20 protein-coding genes, 1 tRNA gene and 1 other annotated feature are annotated in these 19,578 nt (G+C 53.5%); of the genes, 14 read left to right on the top strand and 7 right to left on the bottom strand.

The genetic code is table 11. The features are described from left to right. Nucleotide 1 precedes the first annotated feature (1 nt). From F3I15_RS17880 to luxS, 4 genes are all read left to right on the top strand, one after another. A tRNA-Arg gene (locus tag F3I15_RS17880) sits at nucleotides 2–78 on the top strand. A gap of 366 nt (nucleotides 79–444) precedes the next feature. After that, complete coding sequence (locus F3I15_RS17875; RefSeq protein ID WP_145339640.1) at nucleotides 445–873, top strand: YqaA family protein; 429 nt, start codon at nucleotides 445–447, stop codon at nucleotides 871–873. Between the two features lie 31 nt (nucleotides 874–904). Further along, nucleotides 905–2,509 (top strand): glutamate--cysteine ligase, encoded by a 1,605-nt coding sequence (gshA, locus tag F3I15_RS17870; protein WP_150018796.1) that lies wholly within the window; start codon nucleotides 905–907, stop codon nucleotides 2,507–2,509. A 150-nt stretch (nucleotides 2,510–2,659) separates the two neighbouring features. Beyond that, the gene (gene luxS / locus F3I15_RS17865; protein WP_145339632.1) at nucleotides 2,660–3,175 is read left to right on the top strand and encodes an S-ribosylhomocysteine lyase; all 516 of its coding nucleotides are present in this window, start codon (nucleotides 2,660–2,662) and stop codon (nucleotides 3,173–3,175) included. 45 nt (nucleotides 3,176–3,220) lie between these two features. Here luxS and F3I15_RS17860 read toward each other — a convergent pair whose 3' ends face one another. Together F3I15_RS17860 and F3I15_RS17855 are read right to left on the bottom strand one after the other, a co-directional pair. Next, nucleotides 3,221–4,507 carry an HlyC/CorC family transporter gene (locus F3I15_RS17860; RefSeq protein ID WP_150018795.1) on the bottom strand — a complete coding sequence of 429 codons (1,287 nt, stop codon included), beginning with the start codon at nucleotides 4,505–4,507 and terminating at the stop codon, nucleotides 3,221–3,223. Between the two features lie 11 nt (nucleotides 4,508–4,518). Continuing rightward, a complete protein-coding gene (locus F3I15_RS17855; RefSeq protein ID WP_039379815.1) occupies nucleotides 4,519–5,313 on the bottom strand; it encodes an inner membrane protein YpjD in 795 nt (264 codons plus the stop codon). A gap of 166 nt (nucleotides 5,314–5,479) precedes the next feature. Between F3I15_RS17855 and ffh the strand changes: the two genes are divergently transcribed. The 5 genes from ffh to rplS all read left to right on the top strand — a co-directional run bounded on the left by ffh (nucleotide 5,480) and on the right by rplS (nucleotide 8,991). Then, nucleotides 5,480–6,841, top strand: coding sequence for a signal recognition particle protein (gene ffh / locus F3I15_RS17850; protein ID WP_039379813.1), 1,362 nt, complete (start codon nucleotides 5,480–5,482; stop codon nucleotides 6,839–6,841). 141 nt (nucleotides 6,842–6,982) lie between these two features. Then, a complete protein-coding gene (rpsP, locus tag F3I15_RS17845) occupies nucleotides 6,983–7,231 on the top strand; it encodes a 30S ribosomal protein S16 (protein ID WP_007893313.1) in 249 nt (82 codons plus the stop codon). Between the two features lie 18 nt (nucleotides 7,232–7,249). Further along, nucleotides 7,250–7,798 carry a ribosome maturation factor RimM gene (rimM, locus tag F3I15_RS17840; RefSeq protein WP_039379809.1) on the top strand — a complete coding sequence of 183 codons (549 nt, stop codon included), beginning with the start codon at nucleotides 7,250–7,252 and terminating at the stop codon, nucleotides 7,796–7,798. Nucleotides 7,799–7,833: 35 nt separating this feature from the next. After that, nucleotides 7,834–8,598, top strand: a complete 765-nt coding sequence (gene trmD, locus F3I15_RS17835; protein WP_052246437.1) for a tRNA (guanosine(37)-N1)-methyltransferase TrmD — start codon at nucleotides 7,834–7,836, stop codon at nucleotides 8,596–8,598. Between the two features lie 42 nt (nucleotides 8,599–8,640). Further along, nucleotides 8,641–8,991, top strand: coding sequence for a 50S ribosomal protein L19 (gene rplS, locus F3I15_RS17830; RefSeq protein WP_039379805.1), 351 nt, complete (start codon nucleotides 8,641–8,643; stop codon nucleotides 8,989–8,991). Nucleotides 8,992–9,047: 56 nt separating this feature from the next. Here rplS and F3I15_RS17825 read toward each other — a convergent pair whose 3' ends face one another. After that, complete coding sequence (locus F3I15_RS17825; RefSeq protein ID WP_150018794.1) at nucleotides 9,048–9,563, bottom strand: GNAT family N-acetyltransferase; 516 nt, start codon at nucleotides 9,561–9,563, stop codon at nucleotides 9,048–9,050. Between the two features lie 302 nt (nucleotides 9,564–9,865). On the opposite strand from F3I15_RS17825, the gene F3I15_RS17820 reads away from it, so the two are divergent. Further along, nucleotides 9,866–10,945, top strand: a complete 1,080-nt coding sequence (locus F3I15_RS17820) for a 3-deoxy-7-phosphoheptulonate synthase (protein WP_150018793.1) — start codon at nucleotides 9,866–9,868, stop codon at nucleotides 10,943–10,945. A gap of 6 nt (nucleotides 10,946–10,951) precedes the next feature. Then, nucleotides 10,952–12,073, top strand: coding sequence for a bifunctional chorismate mutase/prephenate dehydrogenase (tyrA, locus tag F3I15_RS17815; RefSeq protein ID WP_150018792.1), 1,122 nt, complete (start codon nucleotides 10,952–10,954; stop codon nucleotides 12,071–12,073). Nucleotides 12,074–12,104: 31 nt separating this feature from the next. Here the strand turns inward: tyrA and pheA are convergent, their stop codons facing one another. The 4 genes from pheA to bamD form a co-directional block, all read right to left on the bottom strand. Continuing rightward, nucleotides 12,105–13,268, bottom strand: a complete 1,164-nt coding sequence (gene pheA, locus F3I15_RS17810) for a bifunctional chorismate mutase/prephenate dehydratase (RefSeq protein WP_150018791.1) — start codon at nucleotides 13,266–13,268, stop codon at nucleotides 12,105–12,107. Nucleotides 13,269–13,291: 23 nt separating this feature from the next. Beyond that, nucleotides 13,292–13,417, bottom strand: a sequence feature (Phe leader region). Then, entirely contained in the window at nucleotides 13,369–13,416 is a 48-nt protein-coding gene (pheL, locus tag F3I15_RS17805; protein WP_104085515.1) for a pheA operon leader peptide PheL, read from the bottom strand. (Overlaps the previous feature by 48 nt.) Nucleotides 13,418–13,515: 98 nt before the next feature. Beyond that, nucleotides 13,516–13,842 (bottom strand): ribosome-associated translation inhibitor RaiA, encoded by a 327-nt coding sequence (gene raiA / locus F3I15_RS17800; RefSeq protein WP_039379797.1) that lies wholly within the window; start codon nucleotides 13,840–13,842, stop codon nucleotides 13,516–13,518. A 255-nt stretch (nucleotides 13,843–14,097) separates the two neighbouring features. Then, nucleotides 14,098–14,835, bottom strand: coding sequence for an outer membrane protein assembly factor BamD (gene bamD, locus F3I15_RS17795; RefSeq protein WP_150018790.1), 738 nt, complete (start codon nucleotides 14,833–14,835; stop codon nucleotides 14,098–14,100). A gap of 128 nt (nucleotides 14,836–14,963) precedes the next feature. Between bamD and rluD the strand changes: the two genes are divergently transcribed. The 3 genes from rluD (at nucleotide 14,964) to clpB (ending at nucleotide 19,370) form a co-directional block, all read left to right on the top strand. Then, entirely contained in the window at nucleotides 14,964–15,944 is a 981-nt protein-coding gene (gene rluD / locus F3I15_RS17790; protein ID WP_150018789.1) for a 23S rRNA pseudouridine(1911/1915/1917) synthase RluD, read from the top strand. Beyond that, the gene (gene yfiH / locus F3I15_RS17785) at nucleotides 15,941–16,669 is read left to right on the top strand and encodes a purine nucleoside phosphorylase YfiH (protein WP_150018788.1); all 729 of its coding nucleotides are present in this window, start codon (nucleotides 15,941–15,943) and stop codon (nucleotides 16,667–16,669) included. Before rluD ends, yfiH begins: the two co-directional genes overlap by 4 nt. Before the next feature lie 127 nt (nucleotides 16,670–16,796). Continuing rightward, nucleotides 16,797–19,370 carry an ATP-dependent chaperone ClpB gene (gene clpB / locus F3I15_RS17780; protein ID WP_150018787.1) on the top strand — a complete coding sequence of 858 codons (2,574 nt, stop codon included), beginning with the start codon at nucleotides 16,797–16,799 and terminating at the stop codon, nucleotides 19,368–19,370. Nucleotides 19,371–19,578: the final 208 nt, after the last annotated feature.

Genomic DNA, 19,578 nt, shown 5'->3' with positions numbered 1-19,578 from the left:
TGCATCCATAGCTCAGCTGGATAGAGTACTCGGCTACGAACCGAGCGGTCGGAGGTTCGAATCCTCCTGGATGCACCATTCTCTGCTTTTTCCCCCATATGCTTCAGTTAAGTTCGTTACCGACAGTTTCAGTACCCAGGCTTTGATCTCCAAATCTCCCCGGCAGTACCAGCAGCTTGCGCAATTAATCCGTCTCTGTTCAGCGATTTTAGCGCCGCCAGAGTTCACTGGCGTTAATAGGAATGCTGACTCTCTTTTGTACTTTATTTTGAAAAGTGCTGCATTTACCGCCATTTATGCCCGGTTTTGTTCCCTGACCTTTTTCTGAAAACGAAAATTCCTAATGCTTTCAAAGCATTTGCGGTTAAGCCTGCCTGGCGACAACCTGAGCGCATTGAGCTAAAGTAATGGCTCATTTTGTCGTACGTGCGATATGCCATTACCGTGAATGATTTCCTGATTTATGGCTCGCTGCTGGGCAGCAGCTTTCTGAGCGCCACGCTGCTTCCGGGCAGTTCAGAGGCTGTACTGATAGCGCTGCTGGTTGCTCAGAAAGGATCGGTTTATGGCCTGTTGCTGGCTGCATCAGTGGGAAACACGCTGGGTGGCCTGACCAATATTTTTCTTGGTCGCCTTATGCCGCAGAACGGGCAGGGGCGATGGCATGACACAGCATTGACGTGGTTACACCGATGGGGCCCTGCGGCATTGATTTTTAGCTGGCTGCCGGTCGCTGGCGATCTGCTTTGCGTTCTCGCAGGCTGGTTGCGTTTCAGCTGGCTGCCTTGCGTGCTGTTTCTCGCTCTCGGCAAAACGCTGCGTTATATCTTTATCGCGATCGCCACAATACAGGGTATGGAGTGGTGGCATTGATTCGCACAGATTCGAGGCTACGGTTAACATTATGCTGAACAAAAATAAATTATTCTCACAGCGGGAGGTTAATGTGATCCCGGACGTATCAAAAGCGCTCTCCTGGCTGGAGGCGCATCCCGACGCGTTAAAGGGCATCGGCCGTGGCATCGAACGCGAAACGTTACGCGTCGGGCCCGATGGTCATCTGGCTACTACCGGCCATCCGGCATCGCTTGGCTCGGCGCTGAAGCATGACTGGATCACCACGGATTTTGCGGAAACGCTGCTGGAGTTCATTACGCCGGTCGATAAAAATATCGACCGTTCGCTGACCTTCCTGCGCGATATCCATCGCCATGTGGCAAAACAGCTGGGTGAAGAGCGTATGTGGCCCTTCAGTATGCCCGGTCACGTTGACGATACCGATAAAATTGAGCTGGCGCAGTATGGCAGTTCAAACGTGGGCCGGATGAAGACCCTCTACCGGCAGGGGCTGAAAAACCGCTACAGCGCGCTGATGCAGATTATCTCTGGCGTGCACTACAACTTCTCGCTGCCGCTCTCTTTCTGGCAGGAGTGGGCAGATGTGAAAGATGCTGAGAGCGGCAAAGAGACCATCTCTGCGGGCTATCTGCGCCTGATCCGCAACTATTATCGTTTCGGCTGGGTGATCCCTTATCTGTTTGGTGCCTCGCCGGCGATCAGCTCCTCATTCCTTCAGGGACGTGAGAGCCAGCTGCCGTTTGAAACGGATGGTAAAGACACGCTGTGGCTGCCGTATGCGACCTCTCTGCGCCTGAGCGACCTGGGTTATACCAATAAGTCACAAAGTAATCTCGGTATTACCTTCAACTCGCTGGAAGGGTATGTAAGCGCGCTGAAGGCCGCAATCAAAACCCCTTCTGAAGAGTACGCAGCCATGGGCGTCAAAGATGCTGAAGGCAACTGGCTGCAGCTTAATACTAATGTGCTGCAGATTGAGAACGAGCTGTATGCGCCTATCCGTCCGAAGCGCGTTACCCGTTCGGGAGAAGCCCCTTCTGATGCGCTGCTGCGCGGCGGCATTGAGTATATTGAAGTGCGCTCGCTTGATATCAATCCATTCTCACCGGTAGGTGTGGATGCCGATCAGGCGCGCTTCCTCGATCTGTTCCTGATTTGGTGTACGCTGGCCGATGCCCCTGAACTGAGCGCCAGTGAGCTGCTCTGCAGTCGCAAAAACTGGAACCGCGTGGTGATGGAAGGACGCAAGCCAGGACAGGTTATTGGCGTTGGCTGCAGCGACACAGAACATTCGCTGGTTGAAGTAGGCAAAGCGCTCTTTGCCGATTTGCGTCGCGTGGCGGAGGTGCTGGATAGCAATGAGGGCAGCACGCAATATCAGCAGGTCTGCGATCAACTGGTAGCTTCTTTTGACGATCCTGAGCTAACCTACTCGGCGCGCATTCTTCACGCTATTAAAGAGAACGGCCTGACCGGCGCGGGTGTTGCCCTGGCGGAGCAGTACCGGCAGATGCTCTGTGCGGAGCCGCTGGAAATTCTGACCGAAGCGGATTTTACTCAGCAGGCGCAGGAGTCTGTTGCTGCACAGCAGGCGCTGGAAGCGAGTGATAGTACAAGCTTTGAGGATTATCTGGCAGGTCGGGAAGGCTGAAAAAGAAAATGGCCACATCACTGTGGCCAAAATTAACATCTCTGTTGTCAGGGATGATGATAACAAATGCGCGTCTTTCATATATTCAGACGCAGAACGACGAGAAAAGTTTCATCGTTCAGAAAAAATTTTTCAAACAGGAGGTGACGTATGCCACTACTGGACAGTTTTACCGTTGATCACACCATCATGGCCGCGCCGGCAGTACGCGTGGCAAAGACCATGACAACTCCGCATGGCGATACCATCACCGTTTTCGATCTGCGTTTTTGCCGGCCAAATATCGACATTCTGACCGAGCGCGGGATCCATACGCTGGAGCATCTGTTTGCCGGCTTTATGCGCGATCACCTCAACGGTGACGGCGTGGAGATCGTGGACATCTCCCCAATGGGATGCCGTACCGGTTTCTATATGAGCCTGATTGGCACGCCAGACGAGCAGCGCGTGGCGCAGGCGTGGAAAGGGGCGATGGAAGATGTTCTGAAAGTAAAAGATCAGAATCAGATCCCGGAGCTTAATGAGTATCAGTGTGGCAGCTATAAGCTGCACTCTCTGGACGAAGCGCAGCAGATTGCGCGTAATGTTCTGTCACACGAGATCGGCGTTAATCGCAACGAAGATCTGAAGCTGCCAGCAGAGAAGCTGAAAGAACTGCATATCTGATTAGCCCTTTCTGCAAAAACGCCGCATATTCTGCGGCGTTTTTTTTCACGATCCCACTGAGCTTTTCAGCGGCTGCTGCGGCGTAACCCGCACCTGCTTCACCATATTGTCCTGCACGTCGAGAATATCGATGTCATAGCTGCCAACCTGTACCCGCGTTTCAGTCTGCGGGATCTCTTCCAGCGCCTCAAGCAGCATGCCGTTGATGGTGCGCGCTTCCTCTTCCGGCAGCGTCCAGTTGAACGCCTTATTGATTTCACGCACGTTTGCGCTGCCTTCAATCAGCACCGAGCCATCATTCTGCGGCATCACCTCTTCTGCGAGAGAAGGGGACATGGAGGTAGTAAAGTCGCCAACGATCTCTTCCAGAATATCTTCGATGGTGATAAGCCCCTTGATATCGCCATACTCATCCACCACCAGACCCGCTTTTTTCTTATTGCGCTGGAACTTAACCAGCTGCACATTCAGCGGCGTGCCTTCCGGCACATAGTAGATCTCATCAGCAGCGCGCAGCAGACGATCCTTATTGAACTCCTTTTTTTCCGTCATCATGCGCCAGGCTTCGCGCACGCGCAGCATGCCCACGGTATCGTCCAGCGAATCGCGAAACAGCACAATACGCCCATGCGGTGAGTTACTCAGCTGACGCTCAATCGATTTCCAGTCGTCATTGATATTGATACCAACAATTTCATTGCGCGGCACCATGATGTCATCCACGCTGACTTTTTCCAGATCGAGTACGGAGAGCAGCATATCCTGATTACGCCGGGACATCAGCGAGCGCGATTCATAGACAATGGTGCGCAGCTCCTCTTTGCTCAGCGCGGAGTTTACGGAGCCTTCTGCTTTAATCCCTACCATCCGCATCAGCATGCGCGTAATGGTATTAAGCAGCCAGACCAGTGGCAGCATCACATACTGCAGCGGCGCCAGTAAAACGCTGCTGGGGTAGGCCACTTTTTCAGGGTAGAGCGCTGCGATGGTTTTAGGCAGGACTTCGGCAAAGACCAGAACAACAAAGGTCAGCACGCCGGTAGCGATAGCGACCCCGGCATCACCATACAGACGCATCCCGACGATAGTGCCCAGCGCGGAGGCGAGAATATTGACCAGGTTGTTGCCGATTAAAACCAGACTGATCAGGCGATCGGGCCGGCGCAGCAGTTTCTCAACGCGCCGTGCAGCACGATTACCGCTTTTCGCTTTGTGCCGCAGCTTATAGCGGTTGAGCGTCATCATGCCGGTCTCAGAGCCGGAGAAGTACGCTGAGACCAGCACCATGATGACAAGGATGATAATCATCGTGGTGGTTGAAACATGTTCCAACGAAAAATTCCTTAGTGGGAAGTGAGAAGATGCTGCAGTACGCGACTGCCGAAGTAGGCCATGGTCAGCAGTAGCGCACCGCCGCAGTTAAACCAGACCACGCGCCGTCCGCGCCACCCTTCACGGTAGTGCCCCCAGAGCAGCACGATATAGACGAACCACGCAAGAATGGAGAGCACCGCTTTATCGATGTTCTCTGCGCTAAACAGGTTATCCATGAAGAATAGCCCGGTGCAGAGCACCAGCGTCAGCAGCACCACGCCAATCTGCGTGATATGAAACATTTTGCGCTCAATGCTTAACAGCGGCGGCATATCCTGCGTAAAGGCGAGCTTTTTGTTTTTCAGCTGATAGTCGATCCACGCCAGCTGCAGCGCATAGAGCGCGGCAATAATCAGCGTGGCATAAGCAAACAGCGAGAGACCGATATGCACCATCATGCCCGGCGTGGTTTCAAGGTGGGTGATAAAGGCATTTGGAACAAAGGTGGCAAACGCCAGATTAATTAGCGCAAAGCTATAAACCACCGGCAGCAGCAGCCAGCCACGGTTACGTGAAGCCACAATAGTCATAATGGCGCAAATCAGCAGGCTCACCAGCGAGCCGATATTAAGTAAGCTGAGATTTTGCCCGCTGTCGATAGCAAATATCCGCTGCTGCAGCGCGACAGCATGCGCAATCAGCGCAACGCAGGCGGACAGAACAGCAAATCGCCGCCAGCCGCTGTTACGTTTCAGTAAGCTGGGGATGATAAGTGCAAGACTGAGGGAGTAGGCGAACAGCGCCACGATCGCGAAAACGAACATAGATCCTTTCTGAGAGTGATGAGATAAGGAAAAAAGCAGTATAGCGTCAGCGGCAGTATGCTCCAAACGATCTCACGGTCAATTGCAGAGATCGCTCAGGCTTCGTGTTATAATCCGGCGCATTGTGTCGCTCAGGCGGCCTCGCTACGGTATTAAGTGAGAGAGCATGTTTGATAATTTAACCGATCGTTTGTCGCAAACCCTGCGCAACATCAGCGGCCGCGGACGGCTGACCGAAGAGAACATCAAAGATACCCTGCGCGAAGTGCGCATGGCGCTGCTGGAGGCGGACGTTGCGCTGCCGGTGGTACGTGAATTTATCAACCGCGTAAAAGAAGCCGCGGTCGGACACGACGTCAATAAAAGCCTGACGCCGGGTCAGGAGTTTATCAAGATTGTCCGCAACGAGCTGATTGCGGCAATGGGTGCTGAAAATAATACCCTGAACCTGAATGCGCAGCCGCCGGCCGTAGTGCTGATGGCGGGCCTGCAGGGTGCCGGTAAAACCACCAGTGTGGGTAAGCTCGGTAAGTTTCTGCGTGAAAAGCACAAGAAAAAAGTGCTGGTGGTCTCAGCTGACGTCTATCGCCCGGCGGCGATTAAACAGCTGGAGACGCTGGCGCAGCAGGTGGGGGTGGATTTCTGTCCCTCCGATCTCAGCCAGAAGCCGGTTGACATCGTTAAGCATGCGCTGAAAGAGGCGAAGCTGAAGTTCTACGACGTGCTGCTGGTGGATACCGCAGGTCGTTTGCACGTAGACGAAGCGATGATGGACGAAATCAAACAGGTCCACGCCGCCATTAATCCGGTGGAAACGCTGTTTGTTGTCGATGCCATGACCGGTCAGGATGCCGCGAACACGGCTAAAGCATTTAATGAAGCGCTGCCGCTGACCGGGGTGATCCTGACCAAGGTTGATGGTGACGCACGCGGCGGTGCCGCGCTGTCGATTCGTCACATCACCGGTAAACCGATCAAGTTTATGGGGATGGGTGAAAAAACCGAGGCGCTGGAAGCGTTTTATCCTGACCGTATCGCCTCGCGCATTCTGGGCATGGGCGATGTCCTGTCGCTGATTGAAGATATTGAAAGCAAGGTTGACCGCGATCAGGCGGAAAAGCTGGCGAAAAAGCTGAAAACCGGCGACGGTTTCGATCTCAATGACTTTCTTGAGCAGCTTAAGCAGATGCGGAATATGGGCGGTATGGCCAGCCTGATGGGCAAACTGCCGGGTATGGGGCAGCTGCCGGACAACGTCAAATCGCAGATGGATGACAAGGTGCTGGTGCGCATGGAGGCCATCATCAACTCCATGACGCGTAAAGAGCGTGAGAAGCCTGAAATCATCAAGGGTTCACGCAAGCGTCGCATCGCGACCGGTGCCGGCATGCAGGTGCAGGATGTCAATCGGCTGCTGAAGCAGTTCGATGATATGCAGCGCATGATGAAAAAGATGAAGAAAGGCGGCATGGCAAAAATGATGCGCGGCATGAAGGGTATGATGCCGCCAGGCTTCCCGGGCCGTTAAGATATCGCTACACAGCCAGAAAAGTATGCTACTGCGGTTGCTTTTTGCGCCAAAATGAGTAAAATTTTCGGGCTTTTTATATTGCACCCGGGCCCCGTTCCTCGATGGGGCCCGGTTGTTTTATTAACTAAAGAGGATGTTATGGTAACAATTCGTTTGGCACGTCACGGCGCAAAAAAGCGTCCGTTCTACCAGGTCGTCGTCACTGACAGCCGCAATGCACGCAACGGTCGCTTCATTGAGCGCGTTGGTTTCTTCAACCCGATCGCATCTGGTCAGGCTGAAGGTCTGCGTCTGGACCTGGACCGTATTGAGCACTGGGTTGGCCAGGGCGCAACGCTTTCCGATCGCGTTAACGCGCTGATCAAAGAAGCAAAAAAAGCAGCTTAATCTGTCACGGTGGTGAGCATGACCAGTAAACCTGCCGCACAGCCTCCTGTTAACCCCATCGTTTTGGGCAAAATGGGTGCCGCTTACGGAATTCGGGGCTGGCTCAAAGTGTTTTCCTCCACTGAAGACGCTGAAAGCATCTTCGACTATCAACCCTGGTTTATCCAGCGCGCCGGTAAATGGCAGCAGGTAGAACTGGAAGGTTGGAAGCACCACAATCAGGACCTGATTATCAAAGTCAACGGCATTGACGATCGGGACGCGGCGGCACAGTTAACCAATTGTGAAATCACGGTTGACTCCACGCAGCTGCCTGCGCTGGGAGAGGGCGATTACTACTGGAAAGACCTTATGGGTTGTAAAGTAGTTAACCTCGACGGCTATGAGATGGGTAAAGTCATTGATTTGATGGAAACCGGCTCAAACGACGTACTCGTCGTTAAGGCGAACCTGAAAGATGCATTCGGTGTACAGGAGCGGTTAATACCGTTTCTCGATGAACAGGTTATCAAGAAAGTCGATCTCGCTACTGGCACTATTGAAGTAGACTGGGATCCTGGTTTTTGATCTCCGGACAATCCGGTAACGTAACGGCGAACGCGATGTGGATTGGTGTTATCAGCCTGTTTCCAGAGATGTTTCGCGCTATTACCGAGTACGGGGTAACTGGCCGGGCAGTTAAAAATGGCCTGCTCAACATTGAGAGCTGGAGTCCTCGTGATTTCACGCACGACCGGCACCGTACCGTGGACGATCGTCCTTACGGCGGCGGACCGGGAATGTTGATGATGGTGCAACCCTTACGGGATGCGATCCACGCAGCGAAAGCAGCGGCGGGAGAAGGTGCTAAGGTGATTTATCTGTCACCTCAGGGGCGCAAACTTGACCAGCAGGGCGTTTGCGAACTGGCGACTAACCAGAAACTTATTCTGGTCTGTGGTCGCTACGAAGGTATTGATGAGCGCGTGATCCATACAGAGATTGACGAAGAGTGGTCAATCGGTGATTACGTTCTCAGTGGTGGTGAGCTGCCAGCCATGACGCTGATTGACTCCGTCGCCCGGTTTATTCCCGGCGTACTGGGCAAGCAGGCGTCCGCCGATGAAGACTCATTCTCGGATGGTTTGCTGGATTGCCCGCACTATACCCGGCCTGAAGTGTTAGAAGGGATGGAAGTACCGTCAGTTCTGCTGTCGGGCAACCATGCCGATATTCGCCGCTGGCGCCTGAAACAGTCGCTAGGCCGTACCTGGCTAAGAAGACCTGAACTTCTGGAAAACCTGGCTCTGACTGAAGAGCAAGCAAGGTTGCTGAATGAGTTCCAGCGGGAACAGCAGCAGCAACAAAACGATGAAGCGGAAGAGTAATCTTCCCTGACTATCAGTTTACCCAGGATATGAGATTTAATTATGAGCAACATTATCAAGCAAATTGAACAAGAACAGCTGAAACAGGATGTACCTTCATTCCGTCCGGGTGATTCCGTGGAAGTGAAAGTATGGGTCGTTGAAGGTTCTAAAAAACGTCTGCAGGCATTCGAGGGCGTGGTTATCGCTATTCGTAACCGCGGTCTGCACTCTGCATTCACTGTTCGTAAGATTTCCAACGGCGAAGGCGTTGAGCGTGTCTTCCAGACTCACTCTCCGGTAATTGACAGCATTACTGTCAAACGTCGTGGTGCTGTGCGTAAAGCCAAACTGTACTACCTGCGTGAGCGCACCGGTAAGTCAGCTCGTATCAAAGAGCGTCTTGGCGCGTAAGCGACATCTCAAAGTTAATAGCAAACAAGGGGTTGGCATAATGCCAGCCCCTTTTTTTATGGACGCTTTAAGCGATAAACCGCGGCCTCAACCGGCCCGTCCGGCAGCACAATCAGCCCGTGCTGGCAGCCTGTAAGCGTAAACCCGCTGCGCAGTGCCACGGCGCGGCTGGCGACGTTATCTGTGGCGGCCAGGATTTCCAGTTCCGTGATATCTGGCCGGCTAAAACCCAGAGCTATCAGCTGCGCTACCGCGCGCGTTGCCACGCCCTGACGCTGCGCATCACTGCGTACCCAGTAGCCCAGTGCTGCAACCTCTCCAGGCTGACGGGCAAAACGGATCCCGGCCCCTCCCAGCAGACGATGGTTACTGTCTGCGATCGCAAACCTTTCGGCTTCACCTTTAACACGCTCTGCCTGGGCGAGGTTAAACCAGTTCACTGCCTCTTCTGGCCGGTAATTTTCATGCGCCCATGTCATCCAGGGTAACAGGGTATCAAGAGAGTGGTTTACTGCCTCAGCAAAAGCAGTTGCATCAGACAGCGCAAAGGGACGCAGGATTATCTCAGGCATAATCAGTCAGCCTTCATAAATTGTGAGGAATTACAGAATATTAACTGAGTGCGCAATGAAAAACGAATCGCAGCTCTGCATCTATGTAATCTTATGTTTACACATTTCCAGGTAGCTGCATAGTGTCATTTATTTATAATTATATGATAAATATAGTTTTATATATCATGTTATGCGTAATGATTTGCGGGTGGTAAAAATAGTGTACATTTGTGGATTGCATACAATACAGCCTGTGGTAGAGTAAGTGTCATCCTCAATGAGGATCCAAACCGCACAGACGAGTAAAAAGGATCGCCATCATGCAGAAAGACGCGCTGAACAACGTACACATCGCTGACGAACAGATTTTGATTACGCCGCAGGAGCTGAAAGCACGCTTTCCGCTAACGGCAGAGCAGGAGGCGCAGATTGCGGCTTCACGTAACACCATTGCAGACATTATTGCCGGTCGCGATCCGCGTCTGCTGGTGGTCTGCGGTCCCTGCTCAATTCACGATCCGGAAGCAGCGTTAGCATACGCCCGTCAGTTAAAAGATCTCTCTGTGCAGCTGAAGGATCAGCTCTATATCGTCATGCGCGTCTATTTTGAAAAACCCCGTACCACCGTAGGCTGGAAAGGGCTGATCAACGATCCTTATATGAACAACTCATTTGACATGGAAGCCGGGCTGCACATTGCGCGTCAGCTGCTGGTAAACCTGGTTGAAATGGGTCTGCCACTGGCGACAGAAGCGCTGGATCCTAATAGCCCGCAATACCTCGGCGATCTGTTCAGCTGGTCAGCCATTGGTGCGCGCACCACGGAATCACAAACGCATCGTGAAATGGCGTCCGGTCTCTCTATGCCGGTAGGTTTTAAAAACGGTACCGATGGCAGTCTCGGCACGGCGATCAACGCTATGCGTGCGGCAGCGATGCCTCACCGTTTTGTCGGCATTAACCAGGCAGGGCAGGTCTGCCTGCTGCAGACGCAGGGCAACCCGGACGGACACGTGATCCTGCGCGGCGGTAAAGCGCCTAACTACGGCCCGGACGATGTTGCACAGTGTGAAAAAGAGATGCTGAAAGCAGGACTGCGTCCGGCCTTAATGATAGATTGCAGCCATGGCAATTCTAACAAAGACTATCGTCGTCAGCCTGGCGTAGCCGAATCGGCTATTGCGCAGATCAAAGATGGAAACCGCTCTATTATTGGCCTGATGCTCGAGAGTAATATTCACGAAGGCAATCAGCCTTCAGAGCAGCCGCGCAGCGAAATGAAGTATGGTGTCTCAGTGACCGATGCCTGCATTGACTGGAACACCACCGAAACGCTGCTGCGCACTATCCATCAGGATCTGCAGGGAGTGCTGTCGGCGCGTCTGTCACACGAGGTATAAAGAGTCATGGTGGCTGAACTGACCGCATTGCGCGATCAAATTGATGAAGTCGATCAGGCGCTGCTTGGGCTGCTGGCAAAACGGCTGGAGCTGGTGGCACAGGTTGGCGAAGTAAAAAGCCGTTACGGCCTGCCGATTTATGTACCCGAGCGCGAAGCAAGCATGCTGGCGTCACGCCGGCAGGAAGCAGAAGCGCTCGGCGTATCTCCCGATCTGATTGAAGATGTATTGCGTCGTCTGATGCGGGAATCCTATACCCATGAGAATGACAAAGGTTTCAAAACCCTCTGTCCTTCACTGCGTCCGGTGGTGATCGTTGGCGGCAGCGGCAAGATGGGGCGCCTGTTTGAAAAGATGCTGACGCTGTCTGGTTATCAGGTGCGCATTCTGGATAAAGAGGACTGGGATCGCGCCGATCGGCTGCTGCAGGATGCGGGTATGGTGATCATCAGTGTTCCGATCCATCTTACCGAGAAGATCATCGCCGATCTGCCTGTGCTGCCGGACGACTGCATCCTGGTCGATCTTGCCTCGGTAAAAAACAGGCCGCTGCAGGCCATGCTTGCCGCGCACGCCGGACCGGTACTGGGGCTGCACCCGATGTTTGGGCCCGATAGCGGCAGTCTGGCAAAACAGGTTGTGGTCTGGTGCGATGGTCGTCAGCCGGAAGCGTATCAGTGGTTCCTTGAACAGATTCAGGTCTGGGGAGCACGGCTGCACTGCATCAGCGCCGCAGAGCACGATCAGAACATGGCCTTTATTCAGGCGCTGCGTCACTTTACGACTTTTGCTTACGGCCTTCACCTGGCTGAAGAGAATGTGAACCTGGATCAGCTGCTGGCGCTCTCTTCACCTATTTACCGGCTGGAGCTGGCCATGGTAGGGCGGCTGTTTGCGCAGGATCCGCAGCTCTATGCTGATATCATTATGGCTTCAGAGAGTAATCTGGCACTGATAAAACGTTATCATCAGCGCTTTGGTGACGCTATTGCGCTGCTGGAACAGAGCAATAAGCAGGCGTTCATCGACAGTTTTGAGCGTGTGGAGCAGTGGTTTGGCGATCACGCCCAGCGTTTTCTGGTTGAAAGCCGCAGTCTGTTACGCTCGGCTAACGATAGCCGGCAATAAAAAAAGGCACCCTCAGCGGTGCCTTTTCTGCTTATATGCGGGGTTCAACCGGAACCACATTTTCACCGGGATAGCAGCCCAGCACTTTCAGCGAGCGCGTCAGCTGACGTAATTCTTCCAGCGCCAGCTGCATATTTTCTGACTGCAGATTGCCCTGCACATCAATATAGAACATCTCTTCCCACGGGTTACCGTTAATCGGGCGATTCTCCAGCCGGCTCATAATCAGGTTATGGTTGCGCAGTACCAGCAGGGCCTCTACCAGCGCGCCCGCCTGCTGACCGGTGGCCATGATCAGCGTGGTTTTGGCCGGAACCTGCACCGAAACATCAACCGGCTTGCGTGCCAGTACGATAAAACGCGTGTGATTCTGCTGCTGATTTGCCAGGTTACGCTCCAGCACCTGCAGCCCGTAGAGTTCACCGCCTGCTTCGCTGCCCAGCGCGGCAACGTCCGGGGAATTAAGCGCGGCGACTTTCTCCATGGCTGCGGCGGTGCTTTCGGTATACTCAATTTTCCACTGCGGGAAACGGTTAATAAACTGACTGCACTGCTGAAAAGGCTGGGGATGACTATAGACGGTTTTGATCTGTTTAAGCGTGGTGGTCTCTTTTACCAGTACACAGTGCTCGATAGGGATGGTCAGTTCGCCAATGATCGAGAGCGACGTCTGCTGCAGCAGATCGTAAACATCATTGATAGAGCCGGAGCTGGTGTTTTCAATCGGCATCACCGCATAGTCAGCCTGGCCAGCCTCAACCTGCTGAATAATATCCTGAAATTTCAGACAGCCGTTTTCAACATATGAAGCAAAATGGCGTGACGCATATTTACGGGCAGCCAGATGCGAATAGGAGCCCTTAGGACCCAGAAAAGCGATACGGGGCGCCAGCGCGTGGGGATGGTTCAGGTTCTTCTGCAGCAGCGCCTGCTGTGTCAGTACCGAATCTTCAATAATCAGCTGAAACAGACGGGTAATGTAGTGAGCATCGAGCTGCTGCTGCTTACCGAGGGAAATCAGATTTTCCAGCAGGGCTCGCTCCCGCTCAATATCACGTATGGGCCGCAGCGTGGTCAGTTTCGCCTGGGCAACTTCAATTGCCAGCGACCGTCGCTCGGCCAGCAGCGTAAGTAATTTGCTGTCTACCGCGCTGATTTTATCACGCAGCGCCAGCAGTGGATTATCGATACTCATTAAGCTCACCTGTAAATACAGTTAAAAAAAAAGCCTCCCGGTGGGGGAGGCTTTGTCATTCGTCTTCGCATTCATTTTCGCATGACGACGCGCCTCCCGTTCAGGGGAAGGTAAAAAAGAATGCGAAGAAAAATGGCTGATGTTTCATGGTTTATTCCGGCAGGTAAGTGTTCTGAGAGTAATCGTACTGCTTAAAAGCTGTCAATAAAAAACGCGCCAGCTGGCGCGTTTTTTGTAACTGCAGAGTTTATCCTGCCGGAATGAAATCTTTAACACTGCTGGCAGCGCGGCGTGCTTCAGGCTTGTGCTGAGCTTTATTTAGCTGGCGCTCCAGCTTCGCGATCAAATCGTTGATGGCGGTATACATATCATCATGTTTAGCACTGGCAACCAGAGTACCGTTGGGCGTGTTAATGGTGGCATCCGCTACGAACTCTTTGGGCTCTTTTGACAACACGATGTGAGGATTGATGAGGTGGGCTTGCCACTTTTCCAGTTTAGCGAGACGGTCTTCGACATGGCTGCGAATTGCTGCAGTGATTTCCATTTGTTTGCTGGTAATGTTCAGAATCATAGTTAAACCTCTCTGTCATTTCCGTCTGGGTAGAGTCAGCATACCGCGCCACACAGGAATTTATGTGATCTGGATCACATACGAACGTCACATTTTGTCAACGCAAGAGATTTGCGAGAAAGACCGGAGATTATTTAAAAAATGCTTGAAGCCAGCACTGCAGCAGGGCAGGATTGACAGGTTAACCGCAACGCAGAGACCTTTTGCGGACATAAAAAAAGCAGCCCGGGGGCTGCTTTTAAAAGAACGATTCACTCATTTCTGGCTGTTGTTGGCTGCGATAATTTTCGCAACTTTGTCAGCTTCTGCCGTTAACTGCAGCTGGCGATAAGCATTCTCCATCAGCGGCAGCGCATCGCGTGTCGCCTGCGTATCCTGATAATCACGCATCATGCCTTCCACACGATTAACAACAGCGACATAGGCCCCGCGCTTGGTATAGAATTGCGCCACCGAGAGTTCATATTTCGCCAGACGATCTTTCAGATAGGTCAGGCGTTTCTGGGCATCCGCAGCGTACTGGCTATCTGGATAGCTCCGCAGCAGCTGGGAGAAGTCGCGGAAGGCATCGCGCGCGTGGGTAGGATCGCGATCGGAGCGATCGATACCAAAGAAGCCCTGCAGAGCTGAATCATCCAGGGCCATATCCGTCAGGCCTTTCATATAGATGACGTAATCGATATTTGGATGGGTCGGATTGAGTCGCATAAAGCGCGAGATAGCAGCCTGCGCCAGCGGAAGATCGGCATTTTTGTAATACGCGTAGATTAAATCCAGCTGCACCTGCTGCGAGTAAGGACCAAATGGATAACGATTATCCAGCGCTTCCAGTTGCTTAATTGCCGCTTTGAAGTTACCGTCCTGCAGCTTTTGCTGAGCTGTGGCATAAATTTCAGACGGCGGGCTGTCCGGAACCGGATCAGATGAGCCGGAGCAGCCTGCCAGGGCCAGGCTCAATGTGGCGGCAGCCACCAGATGTTTCATACGCGTCATGACGAAATGATTATCCTCAAAATGTTATGGCGGAAGCTGTCCGTATAGCTCCCGGTAATGACCAGTACGATAGCACATTATATTAAACGGCATCGCCGTAAAACCCAACGTTAACGAAGAAGCTGTATATGGCACAACAAGTTCAACTCACCGCAACGGTGTCCGAAGCACAGCTTGGACAACGTTTAGATCAGACTTTGGCGGAATTGTTCCCTGATTATTCACGCTCCCGCATAAAAGAGTGGATCCTCGATCGCCGCGTCAGCGTCAACGGCACTATCATCGACAAACCGAAAGAGAAAGTTCTGGGCGGTGAGCAGGTGGCTATTGATGCTGAAATCGAAGAGGAACAGCGCTGGGAGGCGCAGAACATTCCTCTTAATATCGTTTATGAAGATGACCATATTCTGGTTATCAACAAGCCCCGCGATCTGGTGGTGCATCCTGGCGCAGGTAACCCTGACGGCACCATTCTGAATGCACTGCTCTACCACTTTCCGCCGATCGCTGATGTACCGCGTGCCGGTATCGTACATCGCCTGGATAAAGACACCACAGGGCTGATGGTTGTGGCAAAAACGGTTCCGGCACAGACGCACCTGGTAGAAACGCTGCAGCTGCGTGAAATTACACGTGAATATGAAGCGGTTGCCATCGGTACGATGACGGCTGGCGGCACCGTTGATGAACCTATGGCGCGACACTCCACCAAGCGTACTCACATGGCAGTTCATCCGATGGGGAAACCGGCCACCACGCACTATCGCATCATGGAGCATTTCCGGGCACATACGCGCCTGCGCCTGCGCCTGGAGACCGGCCGTACGCATCAGATCCGCGTTCATATGGCGCATATCAACCATCCGCTGGTGGGCGATCCGCTCTACGGTGGCCGGCCGCGTCCGCCAAAAGGGGCGTCAGAGGCGTTCATTGATACGCTGCGCGGATTTGATCGTCAGGCGCTGCACGCGACCATGCTGCGTCTTTATCATCCGATAACCGGTATTGAAATGGAGTGGCATGCTCCGCTGCCGCAGGACATGGTTGATCTGATTGACGCCTTAAAAGCCGATACGGAAGAGTTCCGCGATCGCATGGACTGGCTATGAGCAAATGGATCATCCCGGACTGGCCTGCTCCGCAGCACGTTCGGGCCTGCTCCACTACCCGGCGGGGCGGTCATAGCCTGGCCCCCTGGGATTCGCTCAACCCGGCAGCACACGTTGGTGACGCGCCTGCTCACGTAATGCGTAATCGCCAGCACATCGCAGAAACATTATCGCTTTCTGCGATGCCGCAGTGGCTGGATCAAATACATGGCAATGCGGTAGTGCGTCTGCCTGCAGCCTGTGCGCTGCCCCAGGCTGACGCGGCCATTACCCGGGAGCCAGGCGTGGTGTGCGCCATTATGACGGCTGACTGCCTGCCGGTGCTGTTTTGCAGTAAAGATGGCAGTGAAGTGGCAGCAGCCCATGCGGGCTGGCGCGGCCTCTGCAACGGCGTGCTGGAACAGACGCTGGCGCAGTTTCACTGTCCGGCCAGCGAGGTATATGCCTGGCTGGGCCCGGCTATCGGACCCGGTGCGTTTGAAGTCGGGGCGGAAGTACGTCAGGCATTTATGGCCCACGATGCGCGCGCAGAAGTGGCCTTTCGTCCGGCAGGCGCAAAATATTTTGCGGATATCTGGCTGCTGGCCGAACAGCGTCTGCTTAGCGCAGGCGTAACCTCTGTCAGCGGTTCACGACGCTGCACGTTCACAGAAAAGCAGGATTTTTTCTCCTTTCGCCGCGACGGTGTTACCGGGCGTATGGCTACATTAATCTGGCTGCAGTAACCCTACGCCCTGAGACGATCCGGGCAGCCTGTTTTTTGCTCACAATATCAGGTCAGAAACCTTGAAAATTTGAGGCCTGACCTCATCTTAATCTCCAGTAGCGTTTTGACCTGTAACGGGAGGAATTATGCGTCTGGATCGTCTTACCAACAAATTCCAGCTAGCCCTTGCTGATGCCCAGTCCCTGGCTCTGGGACAGGATAACCAGTTTATTGAACCGCTTCATGTGATGAGCGCTCTGCTCAGCCAGGAAGGGGGATCGGTGCGTCCGCTGCTTAGTGCAGCAGGAGCTGATGTCGCCACTCTGCGTAGCAGTATTGAACAGGCAATCCACCGTCTGCCTCAGGTCGAAGGTACCGAGGGAGATGTACAGCCCTCAGCCGATCTGGTGCGGGTGCTGAACCTGTGTGACAAGCTGGCGCAAAAGCGCGGCGATAACTTTATCTCATCTGAATTATTTGTTCTGGCGGCTCTGGATTCACGCGGTTCGCTGGCGGATCTGCTTAAAGCTGCCGGCGTGACGTCTGACAAACTCGCGAACGCTATCGAACAATTGCGTGGAGGCGAAAACGTGAATGACCAGGGAGCTGAAGATCAGCGCCAGGCACTAAAGAAATATACCATCGATCTCACCGAGCGCGCCGAACGTGGCAAGCTGGACCCGGTAATCGGACGCGATGAAGAGATCCGCCGTACCATCCAGGTGCTGCAGCGCCGTACCAAGAATAACCCGGTATTGATTGGTGAACCCGGGGTGGGTAAAACCGCCATTGTTGAAGGGCTGGCTCAGCGCATTATCAATGGTGAAGTGCCTGAAGGCCTGAAAGGCCGTCGCGTGCTGGCGCTGGATATGGGGGCGCTGGTAGCGGGAGCCAAATATCGTGGTGAATTTGAGGAGCGCCTGAAAGGGGTGTTGAACGATCTCGCGAAGCAGGAAGGCAATGTCATTCTGTTTATCGATGAGCTGCACACGATGGTAGGCGCAGGCAAAGCGGATGGCGCGATGGACGCAGGAAACATGCTGAAGCCGGCTCTGGCGCGTGGTGAACTGCACTGCGTTGGCGCAACCACGTTGGATGAGTATCGTCAGTATATAGAAAAGGATGCTGCTCTGGAGCGTCGCTTCCAGAAAGTGTTTGTGGCAGAGCCCAGCGTCGAAGATACCATCGCTATTCTACGCGGTCTGAAAGAGCGTTATGAGCTGCATCACCATGTGCAGATCACCGACCCGGCCATTGTGGCAGCAGCAACGTTGTCACATCGCTATATCGCCGACCGGCAGCTGCCAGATAAAGCGATCGACCTGATTGATGAAGCTGCATCCAGTATTCGTCTGCAGATCGATTCGAAACCTGAACCGCTCGATCGTCTGGAGCGCCGTATCATCCAGCTGAAACTGGAGCAGCAGGCGCTGAAGAAAGAGTCTGACGATGCCAGCGTCAAACGTCTGGAGATGCTGGAGACGGAGCTGAATCAGAAAGAGCGCGAATATGCAGAACTGGAAGAGGAGTGGAAAGCTGAAAAGGCGTCACTCACCGGTACGCAAAATATTAAAGCGGAGCTGGAGCAGGCAAGACTGACGCTGGAACAGGCGCGACGCACAGGCGATCTGGCGCAAATGTCTGAGCTGCAGTATGGCAAAATTCCGGCGCTGGAAAAGCAGCTGGCGAGTGCCACTCAGGCTGAAGGCAAAATCATGAAGCTGTTACGCAACCGCGTAACGGATGTTGAGATTGCCGACGTACTGGCGCGCTGGACCGGTATCCCGGTAGCACGCATGATGGAAGGTGAGCGCGACAAACTGCTGCGTATGGAGCAGGAATTACATGCGCGGGTTATCGGCCAGAACGAAGCGGTAGACGCGGTTTCAAATGCTATCCGTCGCAGCCGGGCGGGCTTATCCGATCCCAATCGCCCGATTGGTTCATTCCTGTTCCTCGGTCCAACCGGGGTAGGTAAAACCGAGCTGTGTAAAGCGCTGGCAAATTTCCTGTTTGACAGCGACGATGCGATGGTGCGAATCGACATGTCTGAGTTTATGGAGAAACATTCGGTTTCGCGGCTGGTGGGTGCACCTCCGGGATATGTCGGATATGAGGAGGGCGGTTATCTTACTGAAGCGGTACGCCGCCGGCCTTACTCCGTAATCCTACTGGATGAAGTTGAGAAAGCGCATCCGGATGTATTTAACATCCTGCTGCAGGTCCTGGATGATGGACGACTGACAGATGGTCAGGGGCGAACCGTAGATTTCCGCAACTCAGTGGTGATCATGACATCGAACCTGGGATCGGATTTAATCCAAGAGCGCTTCGGTGCGCTTGATTACCCGGCGATGAAAGAAACGGTAATGACGGTAGTCGGCCACCATTTCCGTCCTGAGTTCATCAACCGTATCGATGAAGTGGTGGTGTTTCATCCGCTGGGAGAGCAGCACATTGCCTCTATTGCGCAGATACAGCTGCAGCGGCTTTATCAGCGTCTGGAAGATCGTGGCTATCAGCTGCACATCTCTGAAGCAGCACTGAAACTGCTTGGTGAGAATGGCTACGATCCGGTTTACGGTGCGCGTCCGCTCAAACGGGCTATCCAGCAGCATATAGAGAACCCGCTGGCGCAGAAGATACTTTCCGGTGCGTTTGTGCCAGGAAAAACCATCGAGATGGATGTGAGCGAAGGCGAAATTGTCGCTCACCAGTAAGGGTTGTGCATAAAAACGGGCCTGCGGGCCCGTTTTTTGTTGCTTTAGCATACAGCTGAGCCGGTTTTTACAACGCATTGCCTGGAAAGTAAGCACTCGAGCAAAAAAGTTGAAATTAGCACTTGTCACCCGGCGAGAACTCCCTATAATGCGCCACCACTGAGACGGCAAAGCGGCAACGCAGACGAACTCAGCAGGGCGTGAAGCG

Source organism: Pantoea sp. M_9 (assembly GCF_008631385.1).
GTDB lineage: Bacteria > Pseudomonadota > Gammaproteobacteria > Enterobacterales > Enterobacteriaceae > Pantoea > Pantoea eucrina.
The sequence above is the reverse complement of the archived record's forward strand: the minus strand, read 5'-3'. Positions and strand labels throughout refer to the sequence as shown.

Bases quoted from the DNA above. Each gene is read 5' to 3' on its own strand.
- rplS (WP_039379805.1), top strand. From the start codon at position 8,641: ATGAGCAACATTATCAAGCAAATTGAACAAGAACAGCTGAAACAGGAT.
- rimM (WP_039379809.1), top strand. From the start codon at position 7,250: ATGACCAGTAAACCTGCCGCACAGCCTCCTGTTAACCCCATCGTTTTG.
- yfiH (WP_150018788.1), top strand. From the start codon at position 15,941: ATGAGCAAATGGATCATCCCGGACTGGCCTGCTCCGCAGCACGTTCGG.
- pheA (WP_150018791.1), bottom strand. From the start codon at position 13,268: ATGAGTATCGATAATCCACTGCTGGCGCTGCGTGATAAAATCAGCGCG.
- clpB (WP_150018787.1), top strand. From the start codon at position 16,797: ATGCGTCTGGATCGTCTTACCAACAAATTCCAGCTAGCCCTTGCTGAT.
- F3I15_RS17820 (WP_150018793.1), top strand. From the start codon at position 9,866: ATGCAGAAAGACGCGCTGAACAACGTACACATCGCTGACGAACAGATT.
- raiA (WP_039379797.1), bottom strand. From the start codon at position 13,842: ATGATTCTGAACATTACCAGCAAACAAATGGAAATCACTGCAGCAATT.
- ffh (WP_039379813.1), top strand. From the start codon at position 5,480: ATGTTTGATAATTTAACCGATCGTTTGTCGCAAACCCTGCGCAACATC.
- bamD (WP_150018790.1), bottom strand. From the start codon at position 14,835: ATGACGCGTATGAAACATCTGGTGGCTGCCGCCACATTGAGCCTGGCC.
- trmD (WP_052246437.1), top strand. From the start codon at position 7,834: ATGTGGATTGGTGTTATCAGCCTGTTTCCAGAGATGTTTCGCGCTATT.
- rpsP (WP_007893313.1), top strand. From the start codon at position 6,983: ATGGTAACAATTCGTTTGGCACGTCACGGCGCAAAAAAGCGTCCGTTC.
- tyrA (WP_150018792.1), top strand. From the start codon at position 10,952: ATGGTGGCTGAACTGACCGCATTGCGCGATCAAATTGATGAAGTCGAT.
- rluD (WP_150018789.1), top strand. From the start codon at position 14,964: ATGGCACAACAAGTTCAACTCACCGCAACGGTGTCCGAAGCACAGCTT.
- F3I15_RS17855 (WP_039379815.1), bottom strand. From the start codon at position 5,313: ATGTTCGTTTTCGCGATCGTGGCGCTGTTCGCCTACTCCCTCAGTCTT.
- F3I15_RS17825 (WP_150018794.1), bottom strand. From the start codon at position 9,563: ATGCCTGAGATAATCCTGCGTCCCTTTGCGCTGTCTGATGCAACTGCT.
- gshA (WP_150018796.1), top strand. From the start codon at position 905: ATGCTGAACAAAAATAAATTATTCTCACAGCGGGAGGTTAATGTGATC.
- luxS (WP_145339632.1), top strand. From the start codon at position 2,660: ATGCCACTACTGGACAGTTTTACCGTTGATCACACCATCATGGCCGCG.